Annotated in this window: 22 protein-coding genes and 2 tRNA genes; 6 read left to right on the top strand and 18 right to left on the bottom strand. The window is 61.4% G+C overall.

Features of this window, described 5'->3' with window-relative positions:
* Window positions 1-245 precede the first annotated feature (245 nt).
* The gene (locus EM6_RS02365) at window positions 246-443 is read left to right on the top strand and encodes a hypothetical protein (protein WP_126420009.1); all 198 of its coding nucleotides are present in this window, start codon (window positions 246-248) and stop codon (window positions 441-443) included.
* Window positions 440-1,834, top strand: a complete 1,395-nt coding sequence (locus tag EM6_RS02360; RefSeq protein ID WP_126420007.1) for a tyrosine-type recombinase/integrase — start codon at window positions 440-442, stop codon at window positions 1,832-1,834. The genes EM6_RS02365 and EM6_RS02360 overlap by 4 nt, the downstream gene beginning before the upstream one ends.
* A 117-nt stretch (window positions 1,835-1,951) precedes the next feature.
* Here EM6_RS02360 and EM6_RS02355 read toward each other — a convergent pair.
* The 10 genes from EM6_RS02355 to EM6_RS17280 form a co-directional block, all read right to left on the bottom strand.
* Window positions 1,952-2,027, bottom strand: a tRNA-Phe gene (locus EM6_RS02355).
* 109 nt (window positions 2,028-2,136) lie between these two features.
* Window positions 2,137-2,385: a DNA gyrase inhibitor YacG gene (locus EM6_RS02350; protein ID WP_126420005.1), complete on the bottom strand. Its 249-nt coding sequence runs from the start codon at window positions 2,383-2,385 to the stop codon at window positions 2,137-2,139.
* An 18-nt stretch (window positions 2,386-2,403) separates the two neighbouring features.
* A complete protein-coding gene (locus tag EM6_RS02345) occupies window positions 2,404-3,414 on the bottom strand; it encodes a ribonuclease E/G (RefSeq protein ID WP_126420003.1) in 1,011 nt (336 codons plus the stop codon).
* On the bottom strand, window positions 3,411-3,983 hold the full coding sequence (locus tag EM6_RS02340) for a Maf family nucleotide pyrophosphatase (protein WP_126420001.1): 573 nt from the start codon (window positions 3,981-3,983) through the stop codon (window positions 3,411-3,413). Before EM6_RS02340 ends, EM6_RS02345 begins: the two co-directional genes overlap by 4 nt.
* Window positions 3,984-4,015: 32 nt before the next feature.
* Window positions 4,016-4,237: a translation initiation factor IF-1 gene (gene infA / locus EM6_RS02335; RefSeq protein WP_041658556.1), complete on the bottom strand. Its 222-nt coding sequence runs from the start codon at window positions 4,235-4,237 to the stop codon at window positions 4,016-4,018.
* Between the two features lie 259 nt (window positions 4,238-4,496).
* Window positions 4,497-5,024, bottom strand: coding sequence for a porin family protein (locus tag EM6_RS02330; protein WP_126419999.1), 528 nt, complete (start codon window positions 5,022-5,024; stop codon window positions 4,497-4,499).
* Window positions 5,025-5,317: 293 nt separating this feature from the next.
* A complete protein-coding gene (locus EM6_RS02325) occupies window positions 5,318-5,773 on the bottom strand; it encodes a UPF0262 family protein (RefSeq protein ID WP_126419997.1) in 456 nt (151 codons plus the stop codon).
* 2 nt (window positions 5,774-5,775) lie between these two features.
* A complete protein-coding gene (locus EM6_RS02320) occupies window positions 5,776-6,228 on the bottom strand; it encodes a DUF2948 family protein (protein WP_126419995.1) in 453 nt (150 codons plus the stop codon).
* Between the two features lie 5 nt (window positions 6,229-6,233).
* Complete coding sequence (gene murA, locus EM6_RS02315; protein ID WP_126419993.1) at window positions 6,234-7,535, bottom strand: UDP-N-acetylglucosamine 1-carboxyvinyltransferase; 1,302 nt, start codon at window positions 7,533-7,535, stop codon at window positions 6,234-6,236.
* Between the two features lie 120 nt (window positions 7,536-7,655).
* Window positions 7,656-7,799: a hypothetical protein gene (locus tag EM6_RS17280; protein WP_172961108.1), complete on the bottom strand. Its 144-nt coding sequence runs from the start codon at window positions 7,797-7,799 to the stop codon at window positions 7,656-7,658.
* 117 nt (window positions 7,800-7,916) lie between these two features.
* On the opposite strand from EM6_RS17280, the gene EM6_RS02310 reads away from it, so the two are divergent.
* Window positions 7,917-7,991, top strand: a tRNA-Thr gene (locus EM6_RS02310).
* Between the two features lie 50 nt (window positions 7,992-8,041).
* On the opposite strand, the gene EM6_RS02305 is transcribed toward EM6_RS02310, so the two are convergent.
* Both EM6_RS02305 and EM6_RS02300 read right to left on the bottom strand, forming a co-directional pair.
* Window positions 8,042-9,505 carry a DUF2793 domain-containing protein gene (locus EM6_RS02305; RefSeq protein WP_126419991.1) on the bottom strand — a complete coding sequence of 488 codons (1,464 nt, stop codon included), beginning with the start codon at window positions 9,503-9,505 and terminating at the stop codon, window positions 8,042-8,044.
* A 64-nt stretch (window positions 9,506-9,569) separates the two neighbouring features.
* Window positions 9,570-10,070: a DUF4112 domain-containing protein gene (locus EM6_RS02300; protein WP_126419990.1), complete on the bottom strand. Its 501-nt coding sequence runs from the start codon at window positions 10,068-10,070 to the stop codon at window positions 9,570-9,572.
* Window positions 10,071-10,155: 85 nt separating this feature from the next.
* On the opposite strand from EM6_RS02300, the gene EM6_RS02295 reads away from it, so the two are divergent.
* Complete coding sequence (locus tag EM6_RS02295; protein WP_013478693.1) at window positions 10,156-10,473, top strand: heavy metal-binding domain-containing protein; 318 nt, start codon at window positions 10,156-10,158, stop codon at window positions 10,471-10,473.
* Between the two features lie 3 nt (window positions 10,474-10,476).
* Window positions 10,477-11,397, top strand: a complete 921-nt coding sequence (locus EM6_RS02290; protein WP_145987676.1) for an endonuclease/exonuclease/phosphatase family protein — start codon at window positions 10,477-10,479, stop codon at window positions 11,395-11,397.
* Here EM6_RS02290 and EM6_RS02285 read toward each other — a convergent pair whose 3' ends face one another.
* The 4 genes from EM6_RS02285 to EM6_RS02270 all read right to left on the bottom strand — a co-directional run bounded on the left by EM6_RS02285 (window position 11,398) and on the right by EM6_RS02270 (window position 15,054).
* Window positions 11,398-11,997 carry a hypothetical protein gene (locus EM6_RS02285; RefSeq protein WP_126419986.1) on the bottom strand — a complete coding sequence of 200 codons (600 nt, stop codon included), beginning with the start codon at window positions 11,995-11,997 and terminating at the stop codon, window positions 11,398-11,400.
* A 120-nt stretch (window positions 11,998-12,117) separates the two neighbouring features.
* Window positions 12,118-12,972, bottom strand: a complete 855-nt coding sequence (rlmJ, locus tag EM6_RS02280) for a 23S rRNA (adenine(2030)-N(6))-methyltransferase RlmJ (RefSeq protein WP_126419984.1) — start codon at window positions 12,970-12,972, stop codon at window positions 12,118-12,120.
* Window positions 12,969-13,325, bottom strand: coding sequence for an MmcQ/YjbR family DNA-binding protein (locus EM6_RS02275; protein WP_126419982.1), 357 nt, complete (start codon window positions 13,323-13,325; stop codon window positions 12,969-12,971). Before EM6_RS02275 ends, rlmJ begins: the two co-directional genes overlap by 4 nt.
* Before the next feature lie 49 nt (window positions 13,326-13,374).
* Complete coding sequence (locus tag EM6_RS02270) at window positions 13,375-15,054, bottom strand: homoserine dehydrogenase (RefSeq protein ID WP_126419981.1); 1,680 nt, start codon at window positions 15,052-15,054, stop codon at window positions 13,375-13,377.
* A gap of 162 nt (window positions 15,055-15,216) precedes the next feature.
* Between EM6_RS02270 and EM6_RS02265 the strand changes: the two genes are divergently transcribed.
* Complete coding sequence (locus tag EM6_RS02265) at window positions 15,217-16,113, top strand: DMT family transporter (protein ID WP_172961107.1); 897 nt, start codon at window positions 15,217-15,219, stop codon at window positions 16,111-16,113.
* Here the strand turns inward: EM6_RS02265 and EM6_RS02260 are convergent.
* Window positions 16,110-16,859: an SDR family NAD(P)-dependent oxidoreductase gene (locus EM6_RS02260; protein WP_126419978.1), complete on the bottom strand. Its 750-nt coding sequence runs from the start codon at window positions 16,857-16,859 to the stop codon at window positions 16,110-16,112. The two genes, EM6_RS02265 and EM6_RS02260, sit on opposite strands and share 4 nt — an antisense overlap.
* A complete protein-coding gene (locus tag EM6_RS02255) occupies window positions 16,856-17,386 on the bottom strand; it encodes a chalcone isomerase family protein (RefSeq protein ID WP_232037072.1) in 531 nt (176 codons plus the stop codon). The genes EM6_RS02260 and EM6_RS02255 overlap by 4 nt, the downstream gene beginning before the upstream one ends.
* Between the last annotated feature and the right edge of the window lie 108 nt (window positions 17,387-17,494).

Here is a 17,494-nt window from a genome sequence, read left to right as displayed (position 1 = left end):
GCCTCTCGTCGTGTTCTCAGCCTCCGGCCACCAAAGGTGCCCCTGAGAAGGAAACGAGCCATGCCCAGCCGACTACCCGCCGCCGATCCCCCGCGCCGCGCGGCTAAACTGTTTAGCGTAGCACTTCAAACAAATACAACCGCCGGGACTCACTCGCTAAGCGAGTGCTACCCTGTGAATAGAGTTGCGATGCGTGTATTTTTCACCCGTGCTTTTGTGATCCCATTCTTAATGAGGGGTAGCATATGCACAGTGTAAACAACGCTCACGACATCAACACCTATGCCGATCAGGTCGCGGCCATAACCATGAATATCGGCCTTGCCCTGATGATCTTGGCGCGTACCGCGCCGGATGACCTCAAACCCTTCCTGCACACCCTGTCCGCCGCCGCCGAAAACGCAGCCGACAAAGCCAACCTCATTCAGGAGTTAACCCAATGAGCAAAGCCCCACAGGCCCCTACGGGCCTGCAACAGGGGGACGCAGCGCATATCTGGCGCTGGATACCCTCAAAAACCCGCCGGGCGCAGGGCTGGACGGCCCTGACGCTCAAAGACCCGGACACGGGCAAACACCTCAGCCTCCCCGACGCATGGCGCGCCTGCGAACATATCAACGCCCTTGTCCAGGCGGCGGAACGCGGCGAAAGCCTGCACGGCATGCCGTGGGCGCACGTCGCCCCCCTGTCCCTGCGTAAGGCCCCGGAGGTGCTGTCCGGGCGCACGCTGGGCGCATTGCTGGACGCCTATATCGCTTCGCCCGCCTTCACGACGAAGGAGCCGAACACGCAAAAGGACATCCGGCAACGGCTTAAGCGCCTGTTTGAAATCTTCGGCGGGCTGCATTCCGGCGAACCACAACGCGCCGGTCTGCCCCGCCGCGCCTATACCCGCGCCCTCACGCGCTACCGGCACGCTATGGCTGAGGTCCGGGCCCTGCCGATCGAAGCCCTGATCGTCCTGCCCAAGACGCCGGAAGAGGTAGAGGACGACATCAAACGCGGCATTGTCCCGGAACCGTCGAACCTTGAACGCGCCTATTCTATCCTCGCCGGCATGGTCAATGAGCGCACGGGCAAGCCGCAAATCGCCAATGCCGCCGCCATCATGCGCTACGCCCGCGCGTGGCTGGAATGGGTGCGTAAGCGGCTGCGGGCCAACTGGCCAAACCCCGTCGAACTTATCGACATCACCGAACCCGATGGCCGCATCGTCATATGGTCGCGCGAAGAGATTGCCGCCCTTCTTGAGGCGTGTCACCGCTCCGGCTGGCATTCGGTGGCCTTTGCCGTCGAACTGGCGCTGGAATTGTCGTGGTCACAAACCGACATCCTGAACCTGAAATGGTCGCAAATCCGCAACGGTCGCGTTTTGAACACCCGCAAAAAGACAGGGATCAAAACCGAAACCACCCTGACGGCCAACGGACGCGACCTGATCGCGCGCATCCGGGCGCACTATGCGCAGTTGGGCGGCAACATCTTTGAAATGCAGTCGGACTATGTCATCCGCGTGGATCAGCGCGAAGGCCATAACGCCCGCTCCGCCGTGGGCAACCAATGGTCAAGTCAGTATTTCCGGCACACATTCATCGACATCCGCAACTCGGTGAACTGGACATGGGACACAACGAAGACGTTTCAGGACTTCCGCGACACGGCAATCACGATCATGTGGGAGGCGGGTCTGGACTTTCCGGAAATCGCCAGCCGCACCCAGCATAGCCTGACGCACATTCAGAAGGTCATCGAAAAACACTACGGGAAGATCACCCGAACCATTGCCGACCGCGCGGCGGCAAAGCTGGACGTTTACCACGGAACCCTTGGCTAAACGCCCTAAGTCACTGCTGTGACCAAAAACGCGGTCACAGGAACCACTTTTGTTCCAATAAGGTTTCGCCGGATGGCTCGCAAACCGTTGAACAGATAAGAGATTTTAGAGAGTAGATGGTGCCTGGAGCCGGAATCGAACCAGCGACACGCGGATTTTCAATCCGCTGCTCTACCAACTGAGCTATCCAGGCACTCTTTGCATCGAAACGACCTTGGTGCGCCGCCTCGGGAGGTGGCTCTAATAAGCGAGCCATTCGGGCTTGGCAAGCGCGCAAAGCCTGAATTTCGCAAAAAACCCGTCTAAACCGCGTCATTATCGTCAAAAGGTGAGGATAAGTCCGCTGACGGTGCCGCCCCCTCCTCTTCCGGCGCTTCGGCCGCCAGCGCCCCCGTGCCGCTGATGACGTATTCGCCCTTCAGCCAGTGCATCAGGTCGGCATCGGCGCAGCGTTTCGAGCAAAAGGGGGAATAGTCCTTCGCCGCATTGGGAAGCGTCTGGTCAGCGACCTGATAGGTCTGGCGGCAATAGGCACATGTGCGTTCGGTCATGTGGCCCATATAGGACGACTATCGCAGCGGAACAACCTCGGTCATCGCTGCCGTTTCGACGCTGAGGCGGGGTGTTAGCGGGTCGAGGCTGTCTTTCAGGCACTGCCGCACCTGATCGGCGACCGGTCCCGGCGCGCGCAGACGGAGGCGTCCACCGGCATCCGAACGGGCTTCGGCCACGGCGCGCCACAGAAGCCTGCGGGCGGCCCTTAGCGGCGTGTCTTCGGTGTGGGGACGTGCGCCCCAGGGCCGGCTGAATTCCAGCGTCCCGAAGCGCGTAATCGGCCCGCAGGCAATGGCGCGCCCCTCAGCCGCAAACGCCGCCTGCACTAGCCCGGTCAGCTTTTCACCATTGTGCTTGTTGCCGATCAGATCGACCACCACCAGCCCCGCCAGATTGGACAGGCGCAGGCGGCGCACCACCTCTTCCACCGCCACCTCATTGAGGCGCTTGGCGGCCTGACGCGGCGTGTGGATCATCCCCTCCCCCGCTCGCCCCATGTCGATGTCGCAGGCGATCAAGGCGCGCGTCGGCTCGATAGACAAATAGCCCCCGCCGGGCAGGTCAAAGCTGGGCTGGGTCGCCTGTGCCTCGGCAATATCGAGGGCGTCGGGGTCTTCGGCGGGTTCAAACCGGACCTGCGGGTCGATCAGACGCCGCGCCTGTTGCTTCAGGCGCTCGATCAGCGTCAGCGGGTCGGACAGGCGTCGCGGTGGGCCTTCGCTGACACCCAGCAGGCGGGCGCGCGGCAATTTGTCGGCACGGGCTTCGGCAGCGATTTCGACCTCGACCGCCGTGCCTTCGTTCAGCGCATCGGGATCGCTGAGGTCGGTCATGGCGTCTTGCCCATCGGCCAGTTTAAGGAAGCCGATACGCCCCGATTTGGCGGTCAGTCGCGCCATCGAGCGCGTCCCCCACAGGGTCAGGGACGTATCCAGCGCCGGACCTTCGGCATAGAGCAGTGGCAGTCCGTCACGCGCCACGCAGGCACGCACCAGACCAAACCGCTGTTCGCTGTAAAGCTTCACCCCGTGTAACCCGCGCCGCGCAGCAATTGCAGGGTCTCATAGGTCGGCAGCCCCACCACCGACGGAAAGGAGCCGATCAGGTGGATGACAAAGGCGCTGGCGCGGCCCTGAATACCATAGCCACCGGCCTTGCCCAGACCTTCGCCGGAGGCAATATAGGCGTCGATCTCCTCGGCGCTCAGGCGTTTGAATTGCAGCCGCGTTTCCACCACGCGCGCCGACAGGCCCTTAGGCGAGACCAGCGCCACGCCGGTATAGACACGGTGGCTGCGGCCGGACATCAGCTCCAGACAGGCGCGCACCTCGGCATCCGTCTCCGCCTTGGGCAGGATACGCCGCCCCACCCCGACCACCGTATCAGCGGCCAGAATATAGGCGGGCTCCGTAACCAGAGCCGCCACGGCCTCGGCCTTGGCGCGCGACAGACGCCCGGCCAGTTCGCGCGGAGTCTCGGCCTTCAGCGGCGTTTCATCAATGTCGGAGGGAAGGATACGATCGGGTTTCAGGCCGATCTGGGCCAGCAGGTCCACACGGCGGGGACTGGCGCTGGCCAGGATAAGGGGCAGCATCAGGCGCGCCCCTTACGTGTAGCGGCCAGCACTTATTTGAACCGGTAAGTAATGCGGCCCTTGGTCAGGTCATAGGGCGTCATTTCGACCATGATACGGTCACCGGCCAGCACGCGGATGCGGTTCTTGCGCATCTTGCCCGCGGTGTGCGCGATGATTTCATGGCCTGAGTCTTCGAGCGTCACGCGGAATGTCGCGTTCGGCAAAAGCTCGACAACGGTACCCGCAAACTCCAACAGTTCTTCTTTTGCCATTCGGCCCCACATGGAAAGGGAAAAGGGCGAATCGTCGTGCGATGTCGCCCATGAAAATCAGTGGCGCTCCCTTTATACCCAAACGGGTTCAGAGGAAAGAGGGAAAGCGCGCGTGAAAAGGCGAAGCCCCTTTCGGAACTCCGCCGATCCAGTACGCACTCCCGGAGCGAAGCGACTAGCGACCAAGCGGGAGCGCAGGCCCAAGTCCTTTTACTTCTCAGGCCGCCAAGAGGCGAAGCCTCTGAGCGCAAGTTAAGGATTAAAACTTGCGTACTACGCTGACCGACAGGTTGTCGGCATTACCGCGGTCATCCTTGAAGGCCGAGCGGGTATAGTCGCCGCGGATGGCGTAGGCGTCGTTGAGCTTCATCTGCGCGCCGACACCGACATCCAGCGCCGTGCCGTCTTCGGCGATCGGCGAGTTGTTATAATTCTTCAGTTGGGTGTCCGAAACACCGACGCGGCCGATCAGCTCAATGCGATCCGACACCGGCAGGAAGCCCACGGCGTAGGCGGCCTTCTTGTTGGTCAGCTTGTAACGGCCCGTATTGGTCGTGTCGCCGTTGGTGCCGGCGGCCAGCTCACCTTCGACGCCGAAGTGCGGGGTCAGCTTGGTACCGAAGCGCGCATTCATCGAGTTGAGGCTGGAGTCGGACTTGTTGTTATTCGTGGCGGTCGCACCGATCGAGCCATACACTTCGGGCTGCGACAGGGACTGCGCGGAAGCCGTGGACGCGCCGAAAGCAGCGGCAGCCAGAGCGGCAGTAGCCATGAGCATGGTCTTCATAGTGAACTCCTATTGTCTTCGTGTGCCGTGCGATTTTCATGAACCGCACTCGTTGTTGTCCGCCGGGGGAGATGCCCCAGCGACCCGAATACAATTGCTCCGCAAAGGGGCCGCATTGGGCCGCCTCAAAGGCCATTTCTGGACCTTTTTACAAGAAAAACATAAATTTAATAGGAGATTGCGGCAAAACCGCCATCTTGATGAACTCAAAATGAACGATCATTCATTTCCAACAAATTAGGTGCTTCGCGGCTTTTTAGCCACACTCTGATTTTTCCCCACAGGAGACGACATCACCCCCGCAGATGCAGGGCATGGATAAGGGTAAACAGACGCCGCGCCGTTTCATGATCAATTTCGATCTTGCCAGCCAGACGTTCGGTCAGGAGGTCCGCGCCGTCATTATGAATACCGCGACGGCCCATGTCGATCGACTCGATCTGCCCCACCGTGGCGTTTTTCAGCGCCTCATAATAGCTTTCGCAGATCATGGCGTAGTCCTTCATGATCGGCTTGAGCGGCGTGAAGGACAGCATGAATTTTTTGGCGTAGCCCTCGCCCGTAACGTCGAAGACCAGACGCCCGTCTTCATAGGCCAGTCGCAGATCGTATGTCTCTGCCGCGCCACCTTCGGGTTTGAAGCTGTTTTTTTCGATCAGGTCGAACATGGCGACCTGACGCTCATGCTCCACTTCCGGCGACGGCGAAGCCAGGCTGTCGGAGTCGATGTCGATACGGGCCAGCTTCATGATTACACCGGGTGGCTGGGGGTCGAACGGGCGCGATGGGGCGCGGCGAGGTCCATAAGCAGAAGATCGACGGCCTCGACCTCGATCTTCAGTTCGGCAGCGGCCTTGCCCGCAAAGCGCAGATAAAGGTGGCAGGCCGGCGCTTCGAGCGGTTCGGTGGCCAGATGCAGGATGGTCATGCCCTGCGGCGGGCGCTGCACGTCGAAGCCGCGCGACTGAAGGCCGGTGATCGAACCGATTTGCAAGGCGCAGGCGGCGCGCAGAGGCGTCCGGCTCTTGTGTTCATGGCAAAAGCGATTGAAGCGCAGGGTCAGGGCACGGGCGCGCGCATCATAACGCACGTCTTCGCCGCGCAGGGCTGCATCCTGCAACAGCGCGCTCAGCGGCACCACGTCCTCTTCGCTCTGCGCGAGAAGACGGAGCGGTTTCGGCTTGTTTTGAAACCACCCAAACATGAGGCTTATTCTTCCTCAATCGGGTCATTGCCCTTGATACGGCGGATATTGGCCCCGCAGGCCGACAGCTTGCCCTCAAGGTTCTCAAAGCCGCGATCGAGGTGATAGACGCGGTTGACGACGGTCTCACCGCGCGCCGCCAGACCGGCGATGATCAGACAAGCCGAAGCGCGCAGATCGGTCGCCATGACCTGCGCCCCGCGCAGTTCCTCAACGCCCGTCACCTTCGCTTCGCCGCCGTGCTGGACCGAGATACTGGCCCCCAGGCGCCCCAGTTCCGGCACGTGCATGAAGCGATTTTCAAAGATGGTTTCGCGGACCGTGGACTCGCCTTCGGCCAGAGTCATCAGGGCCATAAACTGCGCCTGAAGGTCGGTGGCAAAGCCCGGATAGACTTCGGTTGTGATATCGACGGCTTTCAGGCGACCCTGGCCGCGACGGATGGTCACTGTATCGGCCGTCGTTTCGATCTCGCAGCCCGCCTCACGCATCTTGTCGAGCAAAATACCGATCAGCTCCGGGCGCACCTTCGTCAGGCGCACCTCACTGCCCGGCATGGCCGCCCCGGCCAGCGCGTAGGTGCCGGCTTCGATACGGTCGCAGATGACCGCCCAGTCGGTGCCCTTCAACGCAGTGACGCCTTCGACGACAATGGTCGGCGTCCCGGCCCCGCTGATCTTCGCCCCCATGGCGTTCAGACATTTCGCCAGATCGACGATTTCCGGTTCACAGGCCGCATTTTTGAACACCGTCGTGCCGTGCGCCAGAGCCGCCGCCATCAGGGCGTGCTCCGTCGCGCCGACCGAAACGAAGGGGAATTCGATCTCCGCCCCCTTAAGGCCGCGCGGTGCCTGAGCAAAGACATAGCCTTCGTGCATGTCGATATGGGCCCCCAGCGCCTCCAGCGCCTTGAGGTGCAGATCGACCGGGCGCGCGCCGATGGTGCAGCCGCCGGGCAGTGACACCTTGGCATGGCCCGTGCGCGCCAGAAGCGGCCCCAGCACATTGAACGAGGCGCGCATCTGACGCACCAGATCGTAGGGCGCGAAGGCCGAGGTGATTTCCGGCGTATGCAGCAGGGTTTCCTGATGCCCGTCCGGTCCGTTGGTTTCGGTAATCTGCGTGCCAAAGCGTTGCAGCAGGCGACCCAGCAGGCGCGTATCGGCCAGACGCGGCATATTGGTCAGGCGCACCGGCTCAGAGGTCAGCAGCGAGGCCGCCATCAGCTTGATCGCGGAATTCTTGGCTCCGCTGACGGGAATATCCCCCTTGAGCGGCACGCCGCCTTCCAACGCAATACGATCCATTGAGTACGCCTGATCCGAATGTTCTGAACTTTCATTTCTGCCAACAGGGCCGCCCCGATTCAGGGCTTTGGAAATGAAATGGATTTCGCGTTCTACATCACCGGGCCGCAGGTGCAACAGCTAGTTTTTCACGTCGTCCTCACGGATCGGTGCAGGCTCCGGCCGCCGCGCGGCAGCCTTGCGCCGCTGGAGATTGGCGCGCAGGGCGGCATTGAGGCGCTCGGCCTTCTCGTCCTTGGGATTTTTATTCGGAGAGTCGCTCATAAGGCGGTGATTTAGCGTTCCATCCACAAAAAGCGAGCGAAAAATGCACTTTTCGCTTTGCGTTTCGCACCGGTTTGGGTATTAGCCCCGTCCTCAGCCGGTGTTCACACCGGTTCAGCCGTATTAGCTCAGTGGTAGAGCGCATCCTTGGTAAGGCTGAGGTCGGCAGTTCAATCCTGCCATACGGCACCATGAAGGCCCGGTTCGGAAACGACCGGGCCTTCGCCATATCTGGGCCTGCGTTAAACCGTCGGATATTCCAGCCTCGTCACGCGGTCACTGAGGCTTTGGACCGCCGCCCACAGAATGGGGATAAGCTGATCGGGCCTGAGCCATTGCCGACTGTCGGGGTCATCCATATCTTCGAGACCCCACGCCCCAAAATCAAGGCCGAGCGCGCTCATCGCCGCCCGCACCTCCTGCGCCAGAAAGCCCGCATGGGTACGTTTACCCGCTACGGCTACGGTTTCAGAGTCTACCACCCAGGTCTTTTTGCTGCCCTCATCGTCGGGGTTCAGCAAGACCTGATGGCGACCGGTTTCAACCACTGCCTGCCCGCCACACCGCCATTTGAAAAAGACCGGATTGACGGATTCAACAAAGGCCAGAGCCTGCGGACCTTCGAGCGTCGCTTCAACAATCTTGTCACGCTGATCCGAGGTCTGAAGGACGCCATTGGCTGCCCATATGGCCGACCAGCGGTTGCTGGCCCCGCCCAGTGCGTAGGCATTATCGGCATTGGGAATGAAGGCCGACGCGGTTTGCACGGAGCGCGGAACCGTGGCCGCAAACAGGTATACATTCCCGCCTGAATGCAGGTTTATATTCCCTGTACCGACGTTCGACACAACGAAATCACCGTTCTCACCGGGATTGCGGATGAAACGGCTGGAATGATCCGGCTGTGCGTCGCTGGCGTGGAAGTCAAAGAAGGCATAGCGGTCGCCCGCAATACCCTCAGACACCTCCATAGCGGGATAGCCTGAGACAAAGGGCGTTCCGATCTGATGAGGCCCCATATATACAAAGGCAGGCCCCCCCTCATCCTGAGGGCAAAAGGTGGCGACCGAGCGGGTGGCCCGCAGAAGGGTTCCAAAATGAGCGCCGTCACTGGAACATTTGATCGTCAGGGCATCCGGGCTATCCGCCAGCACCCCCATAATCGCGCGGTTCGAAAAGTCCTTTTGCAGCACGAGGGCGGCATCCCCCGTACTGGTCGCCTTATTGACAAAGACCTGACAGCCCGCCCCGGCGTGGTTGAACAGGACCTGCGGGCTACTGACCGATAACCGGTTGGTTGCATCCGCGGTTGCGCCAACGCCCAGCCGCTGAAGGTTTTGCAGGGCGTCAAACGTGGTCTGAAGCCGCACCCAGCCGCTCGTCACGCGGACCACAAAGCCGCCTTCATCGGCCACGTGCACCAGCGCCCCTTCGGGCAGGCTGAGGAGGTCCCAGTAACCACCCTGATAGACGGCGAAATCACCGGCATCGAAGTCATCCCAGGCCACGCCGGATGCGCCTGCGGGCAGGATATAGGCGTCGCCCTCCTGCGGCGTGGCGGGTTGAGTGGCCACCGCGCGGCTTTTGACGCGCGCCTGTATCAGGGCATCGAGCCGCCACAGGCTTTCATTGAAAGTGATATGTTTTTGCGCCTGTCCCGCTTGCAGCAGGGGCAGGCCAAGGGCGGGGGTGTTTTGCAGGGACACGTTCGGGCCTCATCGACAATGGTGCCTGTCAGTGTCCGCCCAAATGTCACGGCGGGGATAGATTTCAGGGCAAAAGATAGACAAGGCGCTTCTTGCCCTTGGTCGCCTTCATCGTCGCCAGATGCTCTTTGTGGCGGCCCGAAGCGTGGGCATCACGGCCACTTTCTTCGATATAAAGGGTTTTTTCGATATCTTTTTGTACAATGTGCGAGGCGTAGAGGTGTCCCTGATAGAGGGTATCGGCCACCGCCCCCACCGGGAAAAACGGGAGGATAAGTTGCGCCACCTCCTCCAGTCCGCTGATCCCCAGATCGAGCGCCAGAACAACGGCCGCCTGCACCCAGGCGACTGGACTGATGCGGGCGCGAAACCCGCTCAGCAGAATATAGGCGGAGGCCCCGAACGAATAGACCGCCCCAACGATCGGAAACGGGAGCCACGCCAAAAGGCCGTCAAGACCGATCAGGTTGAACGGGCCGATACCGATAATACGATCCGATAGGCGTTTGATTGTGCCAACCGAGTCATAAACCTTCTGCACGTCATAGGCCGACCTGACAAACATGTCATTTGCTCCCCTTCGCCCGTTATGGCTAGACATTGCCTGTAGCAGGGTTATGCGTCAATCACATGCGTTAGGGGAATTCACCATGATCGTCACCACCACACCCAGCGTCGAAGGCCGGAGCATCGACACCTATATCGGCGTCGTTACGGGCGAAGCCATTCTGGGGGCCAATATCTTCCGCGATCTGTTTGCCGGTATCCGCGACATTATTGGCGGCCGTTCCGGCTCCTACGAAAAAGTGCTGCGCGCCGCCCGCGAAGCCGCCTTGAAGGAAATGCAGGAAGAAGCTGCGCAACGTGGGGCCAACGCCATTGTCGGCGTCGATCTCGACTATGAAACCGTCTCTCAGGGCACCATGCTGATGGTCACCTGTTCCGGGACCGCCGTCGTCCTGCGCTAAGTCTTGCTGGTTCTCAGACTGTTTTCGTTTTTGTCCTTCATCCTTAGCCTCGCTCTGCTGGGTATGGGGGCGACGTGCCTGCTCGACCCGCAAGGCGCACGCGGCTATCTGATCGACATTTTCACCGCGCCCCTGCTCAGCGTGGCCTTAGCGGCATCCTTTGTGCTCATTCAGTTGCGTCAGCGTGCCTCGGCCCTCATCAGCCTGCTGGCGGCCGGTCTTTTGGGGGTGGGTTTCTGGCCGCAGATCAACCCGCCCCAGCCGCCAACGGACACGAAGGCGACCCCGGTGCGGCTGATCTTCGCCAACCTGTACGTCAAGAACGAGACGCCGCAGCGACTGCTCGACTGGGTCAGGACGGAAAACCCCGATGTCGTGGCCATCGTCGAAGCCGGGCCTCTGGCCGAAGCGACACTGGCCGCGAAATTGCGCCAGACCTATCCCCACATGGCCCGCCGCTACGACACCTTCGTCTTTTCGCGTTACCCGCTGACGCGCCCACGCGCCCGCCCCATTGGTTACAGCCTGCTGACCGTAGAGGTCGCGGCACCTGCCGGGGCGTTTCATCTGGCCGTGGCGCATCTGACGCGCCCGTGGCCGTTCAGCGCACCGGGCGACCAACCGCGCCAACTGGAGCGACTGAGTGCAGACCTGCGCGACGAACAGCCGGAGCGCACAGTGCTGGTCGGGGATTTCAACACCACCCCCTCAGCCTCAGGCCTTATGGATTTCAGTCGCAGTCTGGGTCTTTTGCCGGCCCCAGCGGCGGTCGGGACGTGGCCTGCGGTCCTGCCCGCCCCCTTGCGTATCGGCATCGACAATGCCTTTGCCGGTCAGGCGCTCAGCCTGCGCAATCGCAAGGCCGGCCCCTATTACGGCTCCGACCACCGTCCGATCCGGGTGGATATTTACCCCGCAGGATAACTATTTCCGCGGCACCGGGCGGCGCTTCGGCGCGGATTTGACGACCGGCACCGGCTCAAAGGCGGGCTCGACGACCGGTTCCGGCAGTACATCTTCAATGGTTTCCGCTTCGGGCGTCGCAGATGCGATTTCGGTTTCCACCGCCTCGGCGGCATCCATTTCAGGCGCAGGCTCCGGGGCAAACTCTGCGACCGGCGCGGCCTCGCTTCCGGTCGCCTCGGACCGTTCGGTAAAGGCATCGACCACCGCGTCCTCGACCTCGATAGCCGCCATCACAGGCGCAACGGCGACCTCACGCACGGCCTCATTGACCTCTTCCAACACATGGGCAGCGTCTTCGCTGGCCTTGTACCAGGTCTGACGCAGGCTCATCATATCGACAAAGCCCTTGGGCAGGTCCTTATAGAGGTCGCTGCCGCCTGCGCGGCGCGCCGGCACGCCGGACAGCATCCACGCCGAAACGCCAAAGCTGGTCGCCGCAAAAAACGGCACCCACATCGGCGAACAGGCCCCGATCCAGAAATGGGTCAGGCGCTCCGTCGCGCTCTTCATCTCTTCGGAGGTGGGCAGGGAAAACGGGGGCAGATCGGATTGCGTCATGGTCAACATCTCGTGGCCTCGTGCGCTCAAAAAATATTGCAGCGCACAAAACTAACACAGAAATCCACAGGCGCCTATGCGACCCATCGCCCTAAGCAGGCAAATTCGCGTGATCAGTGATTAATCCAACGTCCACACCGACGCCTTGCCGCCCGGTTCGGCAAAGACCTGAGCCAGATCGTCAGCAATGTCGCGCATGGCCTCGACCACCGACGCCGGCGCATTGACCGTCACCAGCGCGCAACCATTCATCTTCAACGGATTGGTCAGCGGGCGCAAACGCAGCTCAGCCACGGCAATGTCCGGCCCGCCCTCCCCCGTCTGGTCCTCCAGAAGCTCGCATTCCATATGGCGCAGGAAGCGGTCGAAGGTTTCAAGGTCTTTCAGCGGCAACCACACCAGGGCCTTGGCGGCGGGCTGTTTTTTCAGCACGTCGCGCAGGCACAGATTGATGCGCTCATAATCCTCGAACTGCTCGAACGGCGGGTCGATCAGCAGAAAGAAATCCTTGTCCGGTTCGGCCATTTCGACCGCTGCCTCGTAGCCATCCGTATGGCGCGCCTTACCGCGCGGCGTCACCGTCTCCCGCAAGCGCTCGTAATCGTCTTTGCGCAGCTCGCAGCCCATATAGCGGCCTTCCGCCGTCAGATGATCGAGCACCAGAAGCGGCGAACCGGGATAGAGGCCGATGCGCGTTTTGAACCCGGCCGCGCGGTTCTTGGCCCACACATAGTCCGACAGGGGGATGAGACTTGGCGGCACGTCGCGCCCCAGCAGGTAGCCGATTCCGGCCTCGGCCTCTTTGGAGCGCGAAAAGGTCGGATCAGACAGGTCGTATTGGCCCGCCCCGGCGTGGCTATCCACCACCTGAAGCGGTTGCCCCGTCTCACGCAGGGCGCGCAGAAAATTCAGCAGGACCGCGTGCTTGAACAGGTCGGCGAAGTTCCCGGCGTGGAAGCCGTGGCGATAGTTCAAAGCCCTAATTCCTTCTGTTTCTTTTTCGACAGGCCGTCGGCGACCAGACGATGCGAGTCGGTCATCAGACCACGCAACGCCTCGTCGGACATCTGATCCCCGGTATAATACTGTATCCAGCTCATGCCGCGCGACGCCAGATAGGGAGCCGGGCGGCAATCGGGATGATCGCGCAGGATTTCAAACGTCATGGGAGAGACCTTGACGCTGAACGACACATGCCCGTCGGGTTGTGTGCCGGCAATGACGAAGACCTTGCCCCCCACCTTCCACACATCGTGTTCGCCCCACTGCACCACATGGGTAGCAGCGGTGAGCGACTGGCAGAAGCGATTGAGGTCATCGAGGGTCATGACGTCACATATAGCACCTCCTCCTATTTCAAGGGAGGCGCTTAAAACATCACCCCTTCAAACCGCGGGCGATCTCCAGCGTATCGGCCAGCAGCGATTCCGACGTCGGCCAGGCACCGGCCCCCTTACCCGTCACATACCAGAACTCACCGTTTTCCAGCTCGATAATGGCGCGGTTCTGCTCGCCTTTGGCCCCCACCAGATAGTGATCGGCGGGAAGTTCCTCCAGCTTCATCGACACCTCAAGGCCCTTAGGCGTCATGATGGCGCGCGCCACGTAGCGCAGGCCCTTGCCCTTGGGGATGACCAGCGACTCCGCCGTGATGGCCCCGACCTCAACGTGCACGGGCGTCACGCCTGGGAAGGCGATTTCGCGCAGCAGGCGCAGCTTAGCCCCCACATCCGTCCCATCGAGATCGGCCGTGGAGTCCGGCTCGGCAAAGCCCAGACGGCGCGCCTCATCCATGGCCGCATCGAAGGTCTTACCCGCCTCGACCTGATCAATCACGAAGTTGGAGGTGCCGTTGACCACCCCGGCAATGCTCTTGATCTTGTACGACTTGACGGCGCGCAGCAAGGCTTCGATGACCGGGGCCCCGCCACCGACCGAAGCTGAATAGGTCAGCGCCGCGCCCGATGCCCTCGCCGCGTCCTTCAGCTTGCCCTGAACGGCGGCCACGGCCTGCTTGTTGGCGGACGTTACGCCGACGCCCAGTTTGAGAAACTGCTCCAGCAGTTCCGCCGAAGGCGACACGCCAGTGCCGATATCGACAAACACATCGACATCCGCACGGGCAAAGTTACGCGCATCCGAGGTAAACTTACCCGCCAGCGGATGGTCGCGGCGCTTCGACGGATCACGCACCAGCACGCGATCGACCTCGATCAGGTCCGACCATTCCAGACAGCGTTGCAGGAACATTGAGCCGACGCCCCCCGCCCCCATCACGGCCACGCGGATCTTACGCGCAAAGCCCGGCGTCTTGCGTTCCGCCGTCTTGGCCCCCAGCACGGTCTCATAGCCGCGCGCCATGCCCGCGACCTCGACCTCAAGCCCGTGCTCGTGGGCGTATTTCATGGCCTTGGCCTGCACGACGGGGAAGGCGATCTTTTCGGCCTCATCCCACGACAGGGCGGCATAGGGCTTGGCTGTATCGGGATAGGTATTGGGGTCGATATCATAGACCGCATCGACGTCCTTGTTGAGACGCACGCGCGCCTCGACGCCGACGTCACGCAAGGCCTTGCCGATAAAGACGGCGGTCAGGTCCGAGCCCCCCCGCCCCAGAAGCACGGGCTCACCGGCGGCATTTTCGGCCACATAACCCGGCACCACCACCAGATCGCAGGCCTTCAGGTCGTTGATCAGGACCTCGGTCTTCAGGCTGACCGGCTGGGCATTGAAATGGTCCCCTTCGGCGGTCAGGCCGATTTCGGCCACCGAACGAAAGCGCGTCACGATCCCCGACCGCTCACAGGCCATAGCGAACAGGGTCGAGGCCTTCATCTCGCCCGTCGCCAGCAGGTGCGGCGTCGCTGAAGAGGCCGAGGCCTGCGTATAGCCAACGGCCAGACGCATAAGCTGGTCTGTCTCACCCTTGAAGGCCGAAATGACGGCAATCACCTTGTGCGCGTCTCGCACATAACGATAGACCTCGGACACGGCGCGGTGCAGGGCCGCTTCGGAGGTCAGAACCGAACCACCGAATTTCACGACAAGGGTAGACATGTTTTCAGATCCTTATTCCTATCGCCCTTACGGCAGGCGGGTAAGGATGGCGTTATAAGTCTTTTCAACGAATTCAAAGAAAAAAGATAAGGCGCGCCCCGTTTTTCGTGATAAGCGCGCAACGACGGAGAGAAATCGTTGCAACAGTATCTAAAATCATCCGTGAGCCTTAGGGCCTATGCCTGCCTGCTGATCGCCTCGATCCTGTGGGCGGGCAATATGGTGTCGGGCAAGCTGGCCGTGGGACACATCAGCCCGGCCATGCTGTCGGCCGCGCGCTGGATACTGGCAGCACTGGTGATCTTTGCCCTCTCGGTGAAACCGCTCCGCCGCGACTGGCCCGTCATCCGTCAGCACCTGCCCCTGCTTCTGGCCTATGGCTTCTTCGGTTTCGCGTCTTTCAATATCCTGCTCTACACCGCGCTGGAGCACACCAGCGCCATCAATGTGGTGATCGAAGACGCCGGTATTCCTCTGGTGATTATGGGGCTGAACTACGCGCTGTATCGCATCACAGCGTCCTGGGCGCAGGTGGCGGGCTTTGGCGTTACCGCCATCGGCGTCATGCTGACGGCCACGCATGGCGATCTGCGCAATATTGTGCGGCTGGACCTCAATCTCGGCGACGTCCTGATGCTGCTGGCCGTCATCAATTACGGGGCCTATACGATCGCCTTGCGCTATAAGCCGGCGATCCACTGGCAAAGCCTGATGGCCATTCCGACCCTCGGGGCCATAGGGGCCGCCCTGCCCTATTTGCTGTGGATGTCGCGCGACACCGGCATTGTCTGGCCCGATACCACCGGATGGCTGATCGTACTCTATACGGGATTGCTGCCGTCACTGGTGGCACAGGTATGCTATGTGTGGGGCGTCGAACTGATCGGGGCCAACCGGGCCGGCCTGTTCATCAACACCATCCCGCTGTTCGGAGTGATCCTGTCGGTGCTGATCCTGCGCGAGCCGCTGCACGGGTTTCACTTCTGGGCACTGGCTCTGGTCATTGCCGGTATCGTGCTGGCCGAATGGGGCCGCCCGAAAGCCTCGCAACCTACCTAACGCATCCCTTTGACGGCATTGAAATAAAGTCCGTCGGGCAGCAAGGCCAGAAGCTTGACCATCCGCGTAAAGCCCTTGGGGAAGTGGATTTCGAAGCGTTTGCTGTCCAGTTCGCGGGCAATGGCGCGGGCGGCCTTTTCCGGCGTGATCATCATCGGCATTTCAAAACCGTTCTTGTCCGTCAGGCGCGTTTTGACAAAGCCCGGATTGATCACCTTGATATCCAGCCGCTCGCCGTGTTCGGCGCGCAGAGACGTGGCCAGCGAAATCACACCCGCCTTGGTGGCCGCATAGGGCTGACCATTGGGCAGGCCACGATAACCCGCCACTGAGGCACACAGGGCGATCTGACCTTTTTCCGCCATGACCGGGAGGGCGGCCTCCACGACGTAAAAGGCTCCTTTGAGGTTGGTATCGACGATACGTCCCATGTCACCGAGGTCGATCTGCCCCAGCTTCATCGGCGTGTAGGCACCGGCAAAAAACAACACACGATCAAGCGGCCCCACCGTGTCCTTCAACCATGTGGCTGAGCGGGCCACCGCCGGACCATCCGACACATCGAGCGGCAGGACGCGATGCCCCCGGCCTTTAAGCCGCTTGCAGATCGTCTCCAGCGCCTCGGCATTGCGCGCTGACAGGATGATTTCCTCGCCTCGCGCCGCCAGCCGTTCGGCCAGAGCTTCGCCTATGCCGCTGGAAGCACCGATGATCCAGGTGCGTTTGGGTGTCTTGCGCGGGCTCATGCATCCCCCAGTAGTTTGGAGCGCAGCGCTTTCGACGAGGTCCGGCTGCCCAGCCAGATATCGAAGAACAGGCGCGTAAATTGCGTATCACGGATGGTGCCGATCGAACGGCCGTTGTGAATGAACTGGGCGTGACCGTCGGCGGTGCGTACACCCGTAATATAGGCGCCCGAACGAATATCCGGGAAAATGGCGCTCATCTGCTGTCGCCACTCTTCAAGCCTGGCCTTGTCCGAATAACCCTGCTTGCGGATTTCGGCCACCGAATGATCGACAATGTGCTTCGCGGTGATGTTTCGGAGATAGTCCAGCCGCAGGGCGAACGGCTTTTGCGGATCGTAGCGGCCATTGGGCGCATAGAGGCTGGCGTCAAAGATTGACAGGCCCAGCACGCTGTAGCGGCCCTTACCAACCAGCTTGCCGTCAGGCACGCCTGCCGGAACCTCAGCATACACGCCAAAGGCAGTGATCGAGAGGGGCAGGGCACCCAGAGAGGCCAGAACGGCGCGACGTTTGATTTGGGTCATAACGTCACTACGCACGAAGGTCGCAACCGGATGACCTGTTTATGCGCGTCTTATGCGATACGCCTCATCTCCATCCCCCTCTTGACGACAAAGCCGGCTTCGGCGCAT

The sequence above is a fragment of the Asticcacaulis excentricus genome, assembly GCF_003966695.1.
In the GTDB taxonomy this organism is placed as follows: Bacteria; Pseudomonadota; Alphaproteobacteria; order Caulobacterales; family Caulobacteraceae; genus Asticcacaulis; species Asticcacaulis excentricus_A.
The sequence above is the reverse complement of the archived record's forward strand: the minus strand, read 5'-3'. Positions and strand labels throughout refer to the sequence as shown.